This is a genomic window from Paractinoplanes abujensis, from assembly GCF_014204895.1.
In the GTDB taxonomy this organism is placed as follows: Bacteria; Actinomycetota; Actinomycetes; order Mycobacteriales; family Micromonosporaceae; genus Actinoplanes; species Actinoplanes abujensis.
On the sequence record NZ_JACHMF010000001.1, the window covers coordinates 5,606,609 to 5,623,067 of the forward strand.

General features: G+C 71.8%; 13 protein-coding genes, 2 tRNA genes and 2 pseudogenes. 11 read left to right on the forward strand and 6 right to left on the reverse strand.

Annotated elements, in window-relative coordinates; genetic code table 11:
- Nucleotides 1–122: 122 nt before the first annotated feature.
- Nucleotides 123–536 (reverse strand): annotated as a pseudogene (locus tag BKA14_RS44335) (L-lactate permease); the annotation flags it as partial.
- Nucleotides 537–599: 63 nt separating this feature from the next.
- Between BKA14_RS44335 and BKA14_RS25520 the strand changes: the two are divergent.
- From BKA14_RS25520 to BKA14_RS25535, 4 genes are all read left to right on the forward strand, one after another.
- Nucleotides 600–1,376, forward strand: coding sequence for a sensor histidine kinase (locus BKA14_RS25520; protein WP_184953388.1), 777 nt, complete (start codon nt 600–602; stop codon nt 1,374–1,376).
- Complete coding sequence (locus tag BKA14_RS25525) at nt 1,373–1,651, forward strand: hypothetical protein (protein WP_184953389.1); 279 nt, start codon at nt 1,373–1,375, stop codon at nt 1,649–1,651. Before BKA14_RS25520 ends, BKA14_RS25525 begins: the two co-directional genes overlap by 4 nt.
- Nucleotides 1,636–3,213, forward strand: a complete 1,578-nt coding sequence (locus BKA14_RS25530) for a hybrid sensor histidine kinase/response regulator (protein ID WP_239093484.1) — start codon at nt 1,636–1,638, stop codon at nt 3,211–3,213. The genes BKA14_RS25525 and BKA14_RS25530 overlap by 16 nt, the downstream gene beginning before the upstream one ends.
- A 416-nt stretch (nt 3,214–3,629) precedes the next feature.
- The gene (locus BKA14_RS25535) at nt 3,630–4,211 is read left to right on the forward strand and encodes a CPBP family glutamic-type intramembrane protease (protein ID WP_184953390.1); all 582 of its coding nucleotides are present in this window, start codon (nt 3,630–3,632) and stop codon (nt 4,209–4,211) included.
- Between the two features lie 156 nt (nt 4,212–4,367).
- On the opposite strand, the pseudogene BKA14_RS45605 reads toward BKA14_RS25535, so the two are convergent.
- The 5 genes and pseudogenes from BKA14_RS45605 to BKA14_RS25560 all read right to left on the reverse strand — a co-directional run.
- Nucleotides 4,368–4,514, reverse strand: a pseudogene (locus tag BKA14_RS45605) (RICIN domain-containing protein); the annotation flags it as partial.
- Between the two features lie 145 nt (nt 4,515–4,659).
- Nucleotides 4,660–4,735 (reverse strand) — tRNA-His (locus BKA14_RS25545).
- 99 nt (nt 4,736–4,834) lie between these two features.
- Nucleotides 4,835–5,458 carry an oligoribonuclease gene (gene orn, locus BKA14_RS25550; RefSeq protein ID WP_184953391.1) on the reverse strand — a complete coding sequence of 208 codons (624 nt, stop codon included), beginning with the start codon at nt 5,456–5,458 and terminating at the stop codon, nt 4,835–4,837.
- Between the two features lie 280 nt (nt 5,459–5,738).
- Nucleotides 5,739–10,373, reverse strand: coding sequence for a hypothetical protein (locus BKA14_RS25555; protein WP_184953392.1), 4,635 nt, complete (start codon nt 10,371–10,373; stop codon nt 5,739–5,741).
- A 174-nt stretch (nt 10,374–10,547) separates the two neighbouring features.
- Complete coding sequence (locus tag BKA14_RS25560) at nt 10,548–12,218, reverse strand: copper resistance CopC/CopD family protein (RefSeq protein ID WP_184953393.1); 1,671 nt, start codon at nt 12,216–12,218, stop codon at nt 10,548–10,550.
- A gap of 93 nt (nt 12,219–12,311) precedes the next feature.
- On the opposite strand from BKA14_RS25560, the gene BKA14_RS25565 reads away from it, so the two are divergent.
- From BKA14_RS25565 to BKA14_RS25595, 7 genes are all read left to right on the forward strand, one after another.
- Entirely contained in the window at nt 12,312–12,848 is a 537-nt protein-coding gene (locus tag BKA14_RS25565) for a sigma-70 family RNA polymerase sigma factor (RefSeq protein WP_184953394.1), read from the forward strand.
- Between the two features lie 76 nt (nt 12,849–12,924).
- Nucleotides 12,925–13,416 carry a MauE/DoxX family redox-associated membrane protein gene (locus BKA14_RS25570; protein ID WP_184953395.1) on the forward strand — a complete coding sequence of 164 codons (492 nt, stop codon included), beginning with the start codon at nt 12,925–12,927 and terminating at the stop codon, nt 13,414–13,416.
- Complete coding sequence (locus tag BKA14_RS25575; RefSeq protein ID WP_184953396.1) at nt 13,413–14,165, forward strand: DsbA family protein; 753 nt, start codon at nt 13,413–13,415, stop codon at nt 14,163–14,165. Before BKA14_RS25570 ends, BKA14_RS25575 begins: the two co-directional genes overlap by 4 nt.
- Nucleotides 14,162–15,136 (forward strand): hypothetical protein, encoded by a 975-nt coding sequence (locus BKA14_RS25580; RefSeq protein ID WP_203722708.1) that lies wholly within the window; start codon nt 14,162–14,164, stop codon nt 15,134–15,136. Before BKA14_RS25575 ends, BKA14_RS25580 begins: the two co-directional genes overlap by 4 nt.
- A 40-nt stretch (nt 15,137–15,176) precedes the next feature.
- Complete coding sequence (gene bcp, locus BKA14_RS25585) at nt 15,177–15,653, forward strand: thioredoxin-dependent thiol peroxidase (protein ID WP_184953397.1); 477 nt, start codon at nt 15,177–15,179, stop codon at nt 15,651–15,653.
- A gap of 180 nt (nt 15,654–15,833) precedes the next feature.
- Nucleotides 15,834–15,917 (forward strand) — tRNA-Leu (locus BKA14_RS25590).
- Nucleotides 15,918–15,937: 20 nt separating this feature from the next.
- Entirely contained in the window at nt 15,938–16,456 is a 519-nt protein-coding gene (locus BKA14_RS25595; RefSeq protein ID WP_184953398.1) for a GNAT family N-acetyltransferase, read from the forward strand.
- The last annotated feature ends 3 nt before the right edge of the window (nt 16,457–16,459 follow it).

The window sequence follows — 16,459 nt, forward strand, 5'->3', positions numbered from 1 at the left end:
CAGGCTCGCCATGCCCACCGCCGGCGCGGCGATCGCCAGATTCCGCGGGGCTGATCATTTTGCCCAGCACGCCGCCCCGACGAGTTGGCCGCGGCCAGCAGCACCGGGTCGAACCCGGCGTCGGCCGCAGTCTGCACCTGCAGCGCCCCGAACAACACGTTGGCCGACGTGTCGGAGCCGGTGACGGCCACCCCGATCCGGCCCAGGATCGACGACAGGAAGACGAAGCCGCCGGCCTGGGCCAGGAACTCGCTCAGCGTGTTGGTCCGGCCGGACTGATGGAGCACACAGGCCAGGGCCAGGACCGCCATCACCGTGACGATGGCGTGGCGCAGTTCGACGTACGTACGGCCGTAAGCTGTGATCGCCTCTCGCGGCCCCACCCGCAGGACCGTGGCGGTGAGGAGGGGTACGGCGCGGAGGCCCTGACGACCTCGGCGTTGGTGTCTCGGCGGGTCTGCACGGCCACCGCGGCGCCGGGCTCGGGCTTCTCCTCGCGCTCTTTCCCGCGTACGGGCGGCGCGCATCTCGATCATCGAATATGGGGAACGCTCACATTTGGGCTCTTTGTCCCGTACGGTCGGAGCGGTGAGGTCAGGATGAGCACCGGCGGACAACTCCTGGCGCTGGTCGACCAGCTCGCCGGCGAGGACGGGCGGGCCGGCGCGGTCCGCGAGCTCGGGGTGGACGACGACATCGAGCGCCGGCGGGCCGAAGAACTGGACGCGCTCTCCTACTCCGTCTCCCACGACCTGCGCGCGCCGCTGCGCAGCCTCGAAGGGTTCAGCCAGATCCTGCTCGACGAACACGCCGCCGGCCTCAGCGACGAGGCCCGCGACTACCTGGAACGCATCCGGGCCAACGTCGAACGGATGGGCCACATGTTCGACGCGCTGCTCGAACTGTCCCACGCCGACCGGACACACCTGCGCCGGGAACGCACGGACATCAGCGCCCAGGCCCGCGAAGTGGCCGCCGAACTCGCCACCACCGAACCCGGCCGCGCCGTACGGTTCGACATCGCCGACGGCCTCACCGCGCAGGGCGACCCGCACCTGATCCGGCTGGTGCTGCAGAACCTGCTGGGCAACGCGTTCAAGTTCACCGCCGGACAGGCCGAGGCGGTGATCACGGTGGGCGCCGAAGGGGACCGTTTCGTGGTGCGCGACAACGGCGCCGGCTTCGACATGGGGCACGCGCACCGGATGTTCGACCCGTTCCAGCGGCTGCACCCGGCGAGCGAGTTCGCGGGCACCGGCATCGGCCTGGCCGTCGTACGGCGCATCGTGGCCCGGCACGGCGGCCACATCGACGCCGACGGAACCCCTGGAGCGGGTGCGGTCTTCCGGTTCAGCCTGGGACGGGGATCGCGATGACGTCCGTGCTGGTCGTGGACGACAACGACGACGACGCCGTGCTGATCGGCCACGCGCTGGCCCGGGCCGGCCTGCAGGTGCAGGTGACCCGCGAGGAAACCACCGAAGGGGTGGCCCGGGCGCTCGCCGCAGGCCCCGTCGACGTGGTCATCTGCGATTACAACCTTCCCTCCGTACGGGCCGAGGACCTGCTCGACCAGGTCCGCGGCACGACTCCGACCTGCCGTTCCTGCTCGTCTCCGGCCAAGTCGGCGAGGAAGTGGCGGCCGACCTGATGCGCGCCGGCGCCCGCGACTTCGTGCTCAAGGACCGGCTGGCCCGGCTCGCCCCGGCCGTGCAACGCGAACTCGTCGAAGCCCGCGAACGCCGCGCCCACCGCCGCTCCGAACAGGCGTTGCGGCTGCTGGCCGAGCACGCGCACGACGTCATCTTCCGGTTCCGCCTGCGCCCCGAACCGGCCATGGAATACGTCAGCTCCGCCGTCGAAGCCATCACCGGGCACGCCCCCGAGGAGTTCTACGCCGACCCCGCCCTGATCTTCCGCCTGGTCGAACCGGAAGACCGACCCCTGCTCGAACACTGCTGGCAGTCCGAACAACCCGGCACCCTGACCATCCGCTGGCGGCGGCGCACCGGCGGCCCGGCCTGGGTCGAGCAGCGGGCCAACGCGGTCCCCGGCCCCGACGGCCGCCCCGAAACCATCGAAGGCATCCTGCGCGACATCACCGAACGGGTGCGCATGGAGGAACAACTGCGCCAGGCCGAACGCCTCGACTCGCTGGGCCGGCTGGCCGGCGGCATCGCCCACGACTTCAACAACATCCTGGCCGTCATCTCCGGCTACGCCGCCATGCTGACCGAAGAGTTCGGCCCCGAACACGAACTGCACGCCGACGCCCGGGCCATCGAACAGGCGGCCGCCCGCGGCAGCGGCCTGACCCGGCAACTGCTCATCTTCAGCGGCCTCGAACCGTCACGCCCCGAACCGCTCGACCTGAACGCCGTGACCACCGACATGCAGCGCCTGCTGAGCCGCACCCTGGGCGACGACATCGAACTGACCACCATGCTGTCGCTGGACCTGCCCCCCATCACGATGGACCGCAACAAACTCGAACAGGTCGTCCTGAACGCCGCCATGAACGCCCGGGCCGCGATGCCCTCCGGCGGCCGGCTCACCCTGACCACGTCGGTCGAGCGCCACACCGGCCAGGTGTGCCTGTCCATCACCGACACCGGCTACGGCATGGAACCCTCGGTGGCGGCACGGGCCTTCGAGCCGTTCTTCACCACCAAAGGCCGCGGCAAAGGCACCGGCCTGGGGCTGGCCACCGCGTACGGGGTGGTGACCGACGCCGGCGGCACGATCACGCTGGAATCCGCGCTCGGGGCCGGCACCACGGTGAAAGTCAGCCTGCCACCGGCCGAACTCGCGTCCCGGCCGTCCACACTGGTGAGACGCCCCTCCGGCGGCGGCAAAGTGCTGGTGGTGGAAGACGAAGACGGGGTACGCGACATCGTGTGCCGGATCCTGCGCCGCGCCGGATACGAGGTGCAGGCCGCACCCGACCCGGCCACCGCGCTGCGCATGTGCCGCTCCGGACACTACGAGATGGACGTCCTGCTGACCGACATCATCATGCCGGGCATGTCAGGAACCCAGCTGGCGGCGGAGCTGCGCCGCTCCCGGCCCGGGCTGCCGGTGCTGTTCATGTCGGGATACACGAGCGGGCCGGCACCCGGCGGGGAGGAATTGCCCTCAGACGCACCGCTGCTCCACAAGCCGTTCCAGACCGACAATCTGCTGAGCGCGCTGCATCGGGTGATGCCGGGGTGACGCGGGGCCTGGCTGCTGCCTTGGGCACCGAGCCCGCCGAGGCTCCTCTGCCCCACACGGCCGGCAGCCACAAGCGGCCGCTCCAACCGCTGCCCGGGTGGTCGCCACCGTCATGGGCTGGATGGGTGCCGCCTCAACCGCCGAGTTGTAGTTGCTGGCCAAGCGGTAGGCGTCTCGTGGCCAAGCTGACTGCAGCCTGTCACGGCCGGTCGGCGGGCGAGCGCCTGACCATGTCCTGCACCGCCGTGGTCGGGCTGGGTGCCGCCACTTGCGCTGACGCGACGGGTTGCGACGGCTGAGCAAGCTGAGCCGGGCCGGGTTGCCGCCCTCGATGCATTACTGAGCTGGATGCTCATCCGACGGCCGCGTGACGGCCATCTGGCCCGCCTAACGTCGGCGGGTGGGTAGCCGAATACTTGCTGCTCTTCTTCGGGCTGGTCGGGCTCTACATCGCGGTGCACGTGCCGGGCGGCCCGATCCCGGTGCTGCTGCCGGCAGCGGTCGCGATCGTCATCTATCTGCGGCGGCAATCGGTTCCGCGGCTGGGACGGGTGAACGGGCTCAAGGGCGTACTGGCGCTCTGGGCACTTGTCTCCGCCTTGACGGTCGGGGCCGTCGCGCTGTTCGACCGGGAGAACCTGTTCATCCTGCCGCGCGAGAACCCGGGCCTGTGGCTGCTCATCTGCGTGTTCTATCCGCTGGCGTCGGTCTATCCGCAGGAGTTGCTCTACCGGGGTTTCCTGATGCACCGGTACGCCCCGGTGTTCGGCGCCGGCAAGGTCGTTGCGGCGGCCAGTGCGGTCGCCTTCGGCTTCGCACATCTGCTGTTCGGCAACGTGATCGCGGTGGTGGCCACGATCGTCGGCGGCTGGCTGTTCGCGCGGCGCTACCAGTCCACCGGTTCGCTGCTCACCGTCTCGATCGAGCATGCCCTGTACGGGATCACGATCTTCACGGTCGGGCTGGGGCAGTACTTCTATCACGGCGCGGGCGCGTGAGAAGCCTGCCTGGTTGCTGACCGTCACGGTGATGCCGGCCGCGCCGCCGCCCGTGGAAGCGAAGCCGTCGGGGGTGGACGGCCAGGTCCTTTGATTGCCGGTCGCGGTGTTGAACGCCCACTGCTTGGTGCTGTTCGCGGCCGCTGCCACGTTTTGCAGCAGATGGTTCGAGCCCGCCGCGACCAGCTCGACCTGCTGCCAGGTGGCGCCGTCGGGGCAGCCCCACTGCTGCAGCAACACACCGTTCGCACTGCTCGCGCCGGGGACATCGATGCACTTGCCGCTCTTGGTGACGGCCAAGTAGCAGGCACCGCCGGCGACGCGCGTGGCCGCCGCTTGCCGGCCACCACGTTTCCGGTGACAGGCGACGGCACCGGCGCATCGATGAAAGCCGACTGAACGGCAAAAGGCCCGGTCACGAAGACCGGGCCTTTTGTCTGTTGCCGGATGGGGTGATCGACGGGACTTGAACCCGCGACCCCCTGGACCACAACCAGGTGCTCTACCAGCTGAGCTACGACCACCATCGCGCACGGAGACGCATCCCCGTGGTGCTGGACAATCATAGCCGCATGACGGCGGGGGCTGTCGAGCGGGTTCCCGGCACGGTCGGGTGACGCTGCCTACAGGCCCTTCGCGTCGCCCTCGTCGAGCAGGGCGGCCGCGATCGCCTTGGCCGACTCGACGTCGGGGCCGGGCAGCGGCACGAAGATCGCGCGACGGTAATACTCCAGCTCACGGATGCTCTCGCGGATGTCGGCGAGCGCCCGGTGGGCCAGTCCCTTGGCGGGCTGCCCGAAATACACCCGCGGATACCAGCGGCGGCACAGCTCCTTGATCGAAGACACGTCGATCATGCGGTAGTGCAGGAACGAGTCGAGCGCCGGCATGTCCCGGGCGAGGAAACCGCGGTCGGTGGCGATCGAGTTGCCGCAGAGCGGGGCGGTGCGCGGATTCGGAACGAACTGCTGCACGTATGCCAGGACGGCCTGCTCGGCCTCGGCCATCGTGATCGCCGAGGCGCGCACCTCGTCGGTGAGCCCGGACTTGGCATGCATGTCGCGCACCACGGGCGGCATCGCGTCGAGCGCCGCGTCATCGGCGTGAATGACCAGGTCGACACCCTCACCCAGCACGTTGAGGTCGGCGTCGGTGACGAGCGCGGCGACCTCGATGAGCTTGTCCTTGCCGAGGTCGAGGCCCGTCATCTCACAGTCGATCCACACCAAATGATCAGCCACCCGCACAGCCTACGCCGCGACGGCATGGACCGCTGTCACCTCGTCGGCCGCCACCCTCCCGGGCCTTCGGGGCACGACCGGCGCAGGTCGGTGGTTTGTCCGCTTTCGGGCGATGACCTCGCACCAGCGCCCACGACGGGCTAAACTGGTCTTAACGGACGAAGCCCCCCTTCGGTTACTCCGTTCCCCCGGTAAAGGGCCCTCCACGTCGGCAGCGTGGAGGGCCCTTTCGGCTCATGGGTCGGCTACGAAAAGGGCCGCCCCGATGCGGGGCGGCCCTTGGGGCTCAGTCGGTCTCTTCGGGCTGATCAACAGGCGACGTGGCGGTGATCCGGCGCCGGCGCCTCGGCGGAGTGCCCGAGAGCAGTTCGGCCGCTTCCTCCTGGTACGCCGCCAGCCACGCGGCCGGGGTGCCGCTGCGCGCCGGAATGGCCCCGGTGCTGGTTCGCACCGGCACGTCCTCCGACTGCCGCGGCGGCCGCGGCGTAGTGGCCCGGGTCGCCTTGGCCGGTGCGGCCTTCGACTTGCCCGCCGGCTTGTCGGCCCCCGCGGCCTTGGCCGGCGCGGCCTTGGCGGCAGTGGTCTTGGGCGCCGCCTTCGCGGCCTTCGCGGCCGCGGTCCGAGTCGTCCGGGCCGGCTTCTCGGCGTCGGCCTCCTCGGTCTTGGCCTTGTTGCTCCGCGTACGGGTCGTCGCGCGCGCCTTCGGCTTGACCGGCTTGGCCTCGGCGTCCTCCGGGGCGGACCCGTCGTCGAGCATGTCAGCCGCCGGTTCCGACCCCACCGCAGCCTCCGCGGCGGCCCGCGCGGCCACCGTCTGGGCCGCCTTGCGCCAGGCCGCGGGGGCGGGCCGGTTGGCCCCGCTCCCGGCCGGACGGCTCGCCGCCGACGAAGTCGTCCCGCTGCCGTCGATGCGGCTCTGAGCCTCGGCCAGCAGATCCCGGCCGGCCGTCTTCGAGGCGGGCTTGGCCGCGGCCGACGCCCCTTGCGCCCCGTCGAGATCCGCTTCCTCCGGGACGGGTACCGCTGCGTCGACGGCCTCGCCCGGGTCCTCGTCGTTCCCGAGCGCTGCGTCAGTGTCTCGGGCCGCACCCTCGCCGGCCTGAGGCTGAACGCCCTGAGCCGCGCCGCCGGCCCCCGGCTGAACATCCTGAGCCGCGCCGCCGGACCCCGGCTGAACATCCTGAGCCGCGCCGCCGCCGGCCCCCGGCTGAACATCCTGAGCCGCGCCGCCGGACCCCGGCTGAGACGACGCATCGCGAGCGACGCCGTTGACGGAACCGGACTGATCTGACGCGTCCTGCCCAGCGCCGTCGACGAGACCGGGCTGAGTTGACGAGTCCTGAACAGTGCCGTTGACGAGACCGGGCTCGCGTACGGGGGTCGGGTGTCCGTTGACGAAGTCGGCATCCGCCGGCATCGGCTTGGGCCGCTGGGCCGGAGATGCCGGCGAGACAGGGCGATCGCCGCCGTCCGGGGCGGACGCATCGGTGCGGGCCGGGCCGCTCGTCTTCCCGCGGCTCGACGGCAGTTGCTCGGCCGGGTTCGCACCGCTGGAGGGCGTCGACTCGGTCGGCTTCGCTTCGCTGTTGGACGACGCCTGCTCAGCCGGGTTCGCACCGCCGGTAGGCGCCTGCTCCACCCCGTTCGTGCCGCCGGTGGGCGTCTGCCCGACCGCGTCCGCGCCGCCGGTGGGCGCCTGCCCGACCGGATGCGCACCGCCGGGCGCCTGCCCGACCGGGTTCGTGCTGTCGGTGGGTGCCTGCTCGGCCCGGTTCGAACCGCCGTTGCCTGCTTGCTCGACCGGCTTCGCACCGCCGCCGACGGGCCGGGCCGGCGCCGGGACGATCGGCCGCGACGGTGCGGGCGGGCGGGGAACCGTCGGTCGCGACGGTGCCGGAGCCGTAGTGCCGGAAGCAGCCGCGGCGTCGGACTCGGGGCCGGCCACCACGCCGGTCTCCGTGCGATCCGCCGCACCGGACGTCGGACGGCTCGCGGCCGCGTCGGCGGCATGCCGGCCCACGGCCTGGTCCTCGGCGGCCGGGGTGCCGGGCCGTCCGGGGTGGTTCGCCGAGCCGTCCTCACCTGCCTGGTCGCCGGCCTCGCCCGGCCGGCCGGCGGACGGGTCGGCCGGGCGGCCACGGGAAGCAGCGGAACCGGCGACCCGACCGGCTCCGGCCTGCGGCGCGACCCCGGTCGAGGCGGGGCGGACGGCCGGCGGCCGGAGACGCGCGGCGGCCGGCTGGGGAGCCGACACCGGGCGGCTGTTGTCAGTGCCGGATTCGGTGTCGGCTCCCATGGCCGGGCGGACCCCACTGGCGGATGGGGCGGCCGGCTCGGTGCTGGTCTGTGCGCCACCCGGCGTGGCGCGGCGGACCCGCGCGGCGGGCCCGGCGTCGGCCAGGCTGGCCGGCCGTGCGGCGGTCCCGGGCTCGCCGGGCGAGCTGGCAACGCTACCCGGGCGCGAAGCGGTCGCATCAGAGGCGGCCGGCCCAGAAACGACCGACCCGGAAGCCACCGAGCCAGACGCGACCGACCCACGCACGACCGAGCCAGACGCAACCGACCCAGGCACGACCGAGCCAGACGCAACCGAGCCAGACGCGACCGAGCCAGACGCGACCGAGCCAGACGCGACCGAGCCAGACGCGACCGAACCGGGCGCAACCGAATCAGAAGTGGCCGAGTCGGGAGCGCTGAACGTGCCGGGGCTGTCCGGGCCTGCGGCGGCAGCGCCGGGATCAGCCGTTGCGGGCGTGCTGGGACCGCCGGAGGTGGGAGAGACGGGGCTGTTCGAAGCGCCCGCAGCAGGGCGGCCACCCTGCGCGACGGTTGAAGGGCGGCCGGGGCGCGTGGACGGCGACGGGTGGCCGGGGGAAGAGGGGCGTCCCCCGGACGGCGCACCACCCGCGGGCGGGGTAGGACGGCCGGCCGGGGCGGGACGAGCTTCCGGCGGGGCCTGGCGACCCATGCGCGGCACACCCGTCGTGTTCCAGTCCGTGGCGCGCGGGCCGGTCACCACCGACACCTTCTGATTTGCCAAGTGGGGGTCGCGGTCCTCGTCGTCGATCTCGCCCCGGACGGCGCGCGCGTCGGCGGCACCGGCCGCGTACGCGGCGGCCACGGCGTCGATCGGTTCGGCTTCCGCCTCGTCGAGGGCCTCTTCGGAGCCGGCTTCCTCATTCGAACCAGCGCGGACGGGCGAACCCGCCACAGCCGAAGAACCGGCCACCGCGGGAGAACCAGCCACCGCCGAAGAACCAGCCACGGTCGGAGAACCGGCCGTCACGGAGGAACCGGCCGCCGAGGAACCAGCCACTGCGGAGGAGCCGGCCGCCGCCGGAGAACCGGCGACCGCGGGCGAACCGGTTGCCGCGAAGGAACCGGCGGGCGCAGGCGAGCCAGCCGTCGCCGCCGCCGAGCGAGCCTTTGCGGGCGAACCGGTCGTTGCGGCCGAACCGGCGGTCGCGGGCGAACCAGTCGTTGCGGCCGAACCGGCCGTCGCGGCCGAACCGGCGGCCGCGGCGGAATCGGTGCCAGCGGTCGAGTCGGCGGCACCGGCGACGGCGGGCGAACCAACCGCGGCGGGCGGCTCGGCGATCGAGGTCACGGTGGGCTCAGAGGCCCCTGCGGCTTCGGAGCCGGCCGCTGCCGGCTCGGTGGCCGCCGAGGGTGACCCGGCGAAGGCCGGCGGGGCACCGGGCGCGTCGGGGGCAGGGAAGGACGTCTCGCTGACGGCGCGCCGCCGGGCGGCCTCGGCCATCCGGGCCGCGGCCTGCGCTTCGGTTTCGCGGGCCCGCACGGGTGCGGTCTCCGCAACCCAGGCGTCCACCGCTGAGGCCTGGAACATCGGGATGTCGGCCGACGGTGAGGTGCGGCGCTTCTTGTCGGCCCGCGCGGCCGGAGCCGGAGCATCGGGGGCGGGGGCCGGGGTCGGGGCGGGGGCCGCCCCGATGAACTCGAGCGGCTCCCCCGGCGCCGGCGTGGCCGTCCGGGCCGGAATGGCCGTGGCCGCTGCGTATTCGTCCGGGTCCGGCGGCACTCCGGGCCCGGCGGCGGGTGAGGCGATGGCCGCCAGTGCCGGCGGCGCCGAAGCGGGTGTGGGCGGCCAGGCCATGACGGCGGGCGCCGGGCCGGGCCGGATCTCGGCCAGGGTGCGGGGCCGGTGCGCGCCGACCGGGCGTCCGGTGGAGGGCAGGATCGGCATGGGGGCGCCGATGGCCCGCATCAGGTCGGGGACCTGGCTGGGCTCGACCACGTAGATGATTTCGCGGCGGCGTCCGGGCCAGGCCAGCACGACCATGCCGACCATCACGAGCAGGGTGCCCATGGTGAGCAGGCCCCATGCGCTCGAGTTGAGCCAGCCGGGGCGCAGTTCGGCTTCGGCCCGCAGTTGCACGCCGGGCCGGGCCGACGGGTTCATCACGACCAGGCTGTAGGGCCCACCCCGTACGTCGGAAGGGGTCCAGGAGATCTGACCGGCGGCGTCCGAACGGGTCCAGAAGATCGCTCGCGCCGGTGGCGAGGTGGGGGCCTGGGCGCCCGCGACGAGGGTGGTCGCGACGGGCAGCGCGCCGGTGCCGATGTCGACGCGGCGGACGGCGCTGTAGGGCACCCCGTTCAGGTATTGGCGTACGGCGTTGACCGGCGCGATGCCGACGAACGCGGGCCCGTCGGCCGCGTGGGCGTTCAGCCGCAGCTGGGTGTCACCGATGCGGGTGAACGGCGCGTCGGAGCGCAGCAGGCGGTCCACGTCTTCGACCACGATCGCGTAACCGGGTGTGGACAGCTGCTGGAGCTGCCCGCTGAACGCGCCGCCCTGGTCGCGGTGCTGCATGGCGGCCCAGAGACCGGCGCCGGCCAGCAGCGACGGCAGGCCGATGGTCAGCGCCAGCATTCCGAGGATGGTCCGGAACACCCGCATCAGTTTTCTCCCCCTTGGAGCTCGGGCAGTACTGCGAGGGCCCATATGTGGGCAGTACTGCGCCGACCATACAGAGGCAAATAACCCCAAAGTGGTCAAACCGGCGCTAAATCGCTGATAGATATGACAACGACCCGGTTTCCCGTACGTGGGAAACCGGGCCGCGGGACGCCGTTATTTGATGGTTGCCGTGGTGGAGAGGGTGGACTGATCGATCTCGGTCGTCCGCGCCGTGATCTTGAACGTCCACTCCCCGGCTGACGGCAACGCGATGTCGCCCACGGCGTGGAAGTCGGTGATCCGCAGCAGCGGGATCTCGATGGGTTCGATCCCCTTGCCGGGCAGCGCCGCCGTCGCGGTCCACTCGACCACCGTGAGCGGCTTGTTGTCGGGCGTGTAGGCGTACAGGTGGATGGAATTGTTGCCCACCGTCGCCGGGAAGATGTCGATCTGTACGGCCATCCGCTGGTCGGTCAGCGTCTTGGTGATCGTGCTGGAGGTGGCCACCGTCTCCGAGGCGGTCGCCGAGCGCGCGGGCGTGATCTGCACAAGGGCCGAGGTCACGCCGATCACCACGGCCGTGATCGCCAGTTCGACCGCGACGATCCGCCGGAGCCCGCGCGGGGACTCCTCGGCCGCCTTGGACTGCACCAGCCGCCGCGAATACCAGGCGAAGCCGAGCACGATGCCGACCAGCCCCACCTTGACCAGGATGAGCCGCCCGTACGTGGTGTTGAACAGCCCACTGAGCGAGGAGACCTCGATCAGGGCCTGGATCACGCCCGCCACGATCAGGGCCGCGACCGAGGTGGCGGCCCAGCGGGACCAGATCGGCAGGATCGCCCCGAGCTCGCGCTGGTCGGCCTTGCGCAGCAGGAAGCCGACCAGCATGACCAGGCCGCCGAGCCACACGGACATGGCGGCCAGGTGGATCGCGTCGACCACCACCGACACGCCGGCCACCGGGGAGGCGGTCGGGTGCCCGGTCAGCGGCCAGGTCGCGATGGCCGCCACGCCGAGCACCCCGAGCAGCGCCAGGTCGGTTTTGGAGTCGGCGCCGGAACCGCGCAGCATCGGCCGCAGCAGCAGGGCCGCCGCGCAGATCACGCCCAGGCGGACCAGCATGATTGCCCCGAAGGTGCTGCCCAGCACTTCTCTGAGGTCGCCCACCCGCACGTCGAAGAGCCCGGAGCCGGTCGAGTAGGGCGCCTGCAGCCAGATGGCGACCAGCGTGCTGAACAGGATCAGGCCGATGCCGGTCCAGACCAGGCGACCAGGACCCGTACGGCTGAGCCGGTGCGGCCAGAGCAGCGCCAGCACGAGCGTGGGCCCGATCAGCAGCACCAGACCCGCGTACCCCAGGTATTTGCCGATCGGGATGAGCGTGCGCACGACCGGGTCGACCGTGACGTCGTCGAGGGTGGCCGTGGGCGCGGCCGACGCGGCCCCGACCGAGTAGGTGAGGCTGCCGCCGACGGGATGGCTGTCGGCCGAGATCACGCGATAGCTGACCAGGTAGGTCCCCCGGCCGCCACCCGAGCGCAAGGGGATCGTCACGGTGCCGCCGGAGGCGGTGGGGTCGCCCTGGTCGGCGCGGGAGCCGTCGGGCGCCAGCACCTGGATCTTGCCGGAGAGCAGGTTGACCGACTCGCTGAAGTTCAAGGTGATCTTGTTGGGCGCGTCGGGCACGATCGTGCCGTTGCCCGGGTCACTGTTGACCAGGACGGCATGCGCGCTGGCGGGCGCGGCGGGGCCGAGCAGCACCGCGAAGAACCCGACCAGCAGCCCGGCCAGTGCCGCCAAAGTGCGACAAATCCGGCGACGCTCAACAATCATGCTCGTCATGCTGCCCGATCGAGTTCACTCCTGCCCACCGCGGGTGGACGTTCAAGGCCGCCGCTCAGGTTCTCGCAACCTGAGGGCGTACGATGCTGGGCCATGGACGGCCTGGACGAAACGACCTCGCTCGCCCTCGCCGCCCGCGCGGGGGACGCGACCGCGACGGCGGCGTTCGTGCGCGCCACCCAGGCCGAGGTCTGGCGCTTCACCGCCGCCCTGGTCGACCCGGGCGCGGCCGACGACCTGACGCAGGACACCTACCTGCGGGCCTTCAAGGCGCTGCCCGCGTTCGAGGCCCGTTCCACAGCCCGCACGTGGCTGCTCGGCATCGCCCGCCGCACCTGCGCCGATCACCTGCGCACGGTGGTCCGCCGCCGCCGGCTCGACGCCCGCCTGGCCGCCGAGGCCTGGACGGCGTCGCCCTCGCCCGACCCGGCGCAACGACTCACCACGGCCGACCTGCTGGGGCGGCTCGGTGAGGAACGCCGGACGGCTTTTGTGCTGACACAGGTCCTTGGCCTCTCCTACGCCGAGGCGGCCGAGGTGGAGGATGTTCCGGTCGGGACCATCCGGTCCCGGGTCGCGCGTGCCCGTGACGAGCTGGTGACCGCCGTCTCCCAGGCGAGAGCCGTCTGATCAGGCAATTCCCAGGCAAACCTCAGCAGACTAGAGGGAACCTGCGCGACATTTGCTTCGACTAACGGGCGTGACGATGGACTTGACGCAGCAGCCCCGGCTCGCGGCGGCCTGGCCGTGGATCTCCACCCTCGCGCGTCTGGGTCTGGCGGCGGTCTTCCTGATCGCCGGCGGGCTCAAGGTGACCGATCTGGCCGCCTCGGCGCGCGCGGTGAACGCGTACGACCTGATGTCCTACGACACCGCCAAGGTGATCGGGGCCGTACAGCCGTTCCTGGAGATCGCACTGGGCTTGCTGCTGCTGATCGGCATCGCGACTCGGCTCAGCGCGGCCATCGCCGCGGTGCTGCTGGTGATCTTCATCGCCGGCATCATCTCGGCCTGGGCGCGCGGGCTGCAGATCGATTGCGGCTGTTTCAGCAAGGGCGGCGAACTGACCGGCGGGCGCACCGCGCAGTACGGCCTGGACATCGCGCGGGACGTGGGCTTCCTGGCGCTGGCAGGCATTCTGTTGTGGAAGCCGAAGTCGAAGTTCTCGGTCGACGGGCTTCTGATGGGGGATCGATGAGCAAGGGCAACAGGGGACGCGACCGCGCGGCGGCGCAGCGGATCGTCGAGCAGCAGAAGGCGGCCGAGCGCCGCCGCCAGGTGACGATCTGGACCTCGGCCGGGGTCGTGGCCGTGCTGGTGATCGCCGGCCTGATCGGCTGGGCCGTGCTGGCCGGCCAGGAGAAGAAGACCGACGCCTCGGCGGTCTCCACCCCCAGCGTGGCGGTCGACGACGGCACGGCCTTCGCGGTCGGCACCGGGCCGGTCACGGTCGACATCTACGAGGACTTCATGTGCCCGATCTGCCACTCGTTCGAGCAGCAGACCGGCCCCACCATCGCCCAGATGGTCACCGACAAGAAGGTGACCGTGCGTTACCACCCGGTGTCCATCCTCGACCGCGCGTCGAACGGCACGGAGTATTCGACCAGGTCGGCCGGGGCGGCGGCGGCCGCGGCGGTGGACGGCAAGTTCCTCGAGTATCACAACGTGCTCTTCGAGAATCAGCCCGCCGAGGGCTCCGACGGCCTCGACAACGCCAAGCTGATCGAGCTGGGCCAGTCGGTCGGGCTGGGCGACACGTTCGCCACTGCGGTCAACGAGGGCACGTACAAGTCGTGGGCCACCAAGACCACCGAGACGTTCGCGTCGCGCGGCTTCAACGGCACCCCGACCATCGTGGTCAACGGCAAGCAGGTCGAAGGTCCCGGCAACACGCTGCCCACCACCGAGATCTTCACGCAGGCGGTCACGGCGGCCGCCGGGTGAGACGGCTCGCCCTGCTCGTGGCGGTGGCCGGTGCGGTGCTCGCGCCGGCCACTCCCGCGTTCGCCCACGGCGGGGACATTCCGGGCGCCACGGCGTACCGGACGGAGGTGGCGTCGATCACCCTGGTCGGGGTCGAGGCGCGCATGGTGGAGGCCGGCGCCCGCGTCGAGCTGACCAACGACACCGGGCACTCCGTCGAGATCCTCGGCTACGCCGGCGAGCCCTACCTCGATGTCCGGCCCGACGGCACCTGGCAGAACGTGAACTCGCCGGCGTCGTACGTGAACGAGACGCTGACCTTCGAGGCGATTCCGCCCGCGAACGCCGACCCGACCGCCCCGCCGGCCTGGCGCAAGATCTCGGATTCCACCACGGTGCGCTGGCACGATCAGCGCACCCAGTGGCTGAGCGGTGATCGGCCACCGCAGGCCGTCGCCGACCGGTCCCGAGCGCATCGCCTGCGCGACTGGTCGGTGCCGCTGCGCACGCAGACCACGACGTACGAGATCAGGGGCACACTCGACTGGGAACCGCCGCCTGCCGCCTGGATGTGGTGGACGGGGGCCGCGCTCGCGGGCCTGGCCGCTGCGGCACTGGCCTACCGGTGGTCGCGCTCCGTGCGCGTGGTCGCGCTGGTCGCGGGGCTTGCCCCCCTCTCGTACGCGGTCCTGCGCGCCCTGGACGGCGAGACCCCGGCCCCGGTGCTGATCCTGGCCGGGTTGCTGGGTCTGGCCGCCGCGTACCGGCATCCGCCGTTCTTCCTCGCGCTGTCCGGGGCGGTGGTGGCGCTGTTCGGCGGCTTCAACGAGACCCGGATCTTCTTCGCCGCCGTGACCCCGACCGTCGGGCCGAGCTGGATCGCCCGGCTGGCCGTGACGCTCGCCCTGGGCCTGGGCGCGGGGCTGGCGCTGACCGGCGTGCTGCGGATGCGGGCGGCCGTGCCCGCCGAGCCCACACCCGCCGTGGCGTGACACGCGGCCTGTCTCATCGGGCGGGTCTATCGTCATCGGCATGACTGAGACCGCCCGACTGTCCGCCGGCGACCCGGCGCCCGACTTCAGCCTGCCGACCGACAACGGCGACCGGCTCACCCTCAAGGACCTGCGCGGACGCAAGGTCGTGCTGTACGCGTACCCGGCCGCGATGACGCCCGGCTGCACCACCCAGGCGTGTGACTTCCGCGATTCGCTGGGTTCGCTGCAGGCCGCCGGTTATGAGGTCGTCGGCATCTCGCCCGACGCCCCGGCCAAGCTGGCCAAGTTCCGCGAGCGCGACGCCATCACGTTCCCGCTGGTCAGCGACGAGGACAAGAGCGTGCTGACCGCATACGGGGCGTTCGGCGAGAAGAAGAACTACGGCAAGACGGTCATGGGCGTCATCCGGTCGACCTTCGTGATCGACGAGGACGGAAACATCGAGCGCGCCCTCTACAACGTCAAGGCCACGGGCCACGTCGCCAAGCTGCGCCGGGACCTCGGCGTCGACTAATCCCTAAAGTCCCACCTTTCCCGGGCGATTACTGAAGCAGGACCCGGTGCGGGAGCTCTCCAGACCCACGGCGGCTGTCACGCGGCTCGATCCGCGAGGCGGCCGCCGTGCTGTGTGAGGCTTTTCGCGGGTGAGCGTCTAGACTGCGTGGAACGTGTTTGCCCCGGCGGGGCAGACCCGGCGGGAGTGGCGTAATAGGCAGCCGCGCGGGTTTTAGGTGCCCGTGCCCGAGAGGGCGTGGGGGTTCAAGTCCCCCCTTCCGCACCGATGACGATGATGGCCGCATGGCTGTCGCGTTCGTTCTGGATCCCCCGCTCACCGCCGACCTCCGCGCGAGCATCATCGCGCTCTGGGTCGAGGTCACCAACGCCGGCGGGGCCGTCGGTTTCGTCGCCCCGGTCACCGCGGCCGACGTCGCACCCGTGGCCGGTGACGCGTTCACCGCGGTGGAGGCCGGGCTCGATCACCTGCTGCTCGGCGTCGACGACGGCGAACCCGTCGCGCTGCTGTTCGTGGTGAGCAACCGGTTCGGGCTCAAGGAGCACTGGCGTGTGCTCAAACGGGTCATGGTGACCCCGCAACGGCAGGGCCGCGGCTACGGCGCCGCCCTGATGCGCGAGGCCGAACGGGTCGTACGGGGAATGGGCCTGGACGCTGTCCAGGTGACGGTGCGGGGTGGGGCGGGGACGGAGGCGTTCTACGAGCGGCTCGGCTACCGCGAGGTGGGCCGGCTGCCCGGGGCTTTGCGGGTGGGGCCGGGCGACGACCGCGACGAGATCCACATGTGGCTGCCGCTGGGGTAGGCG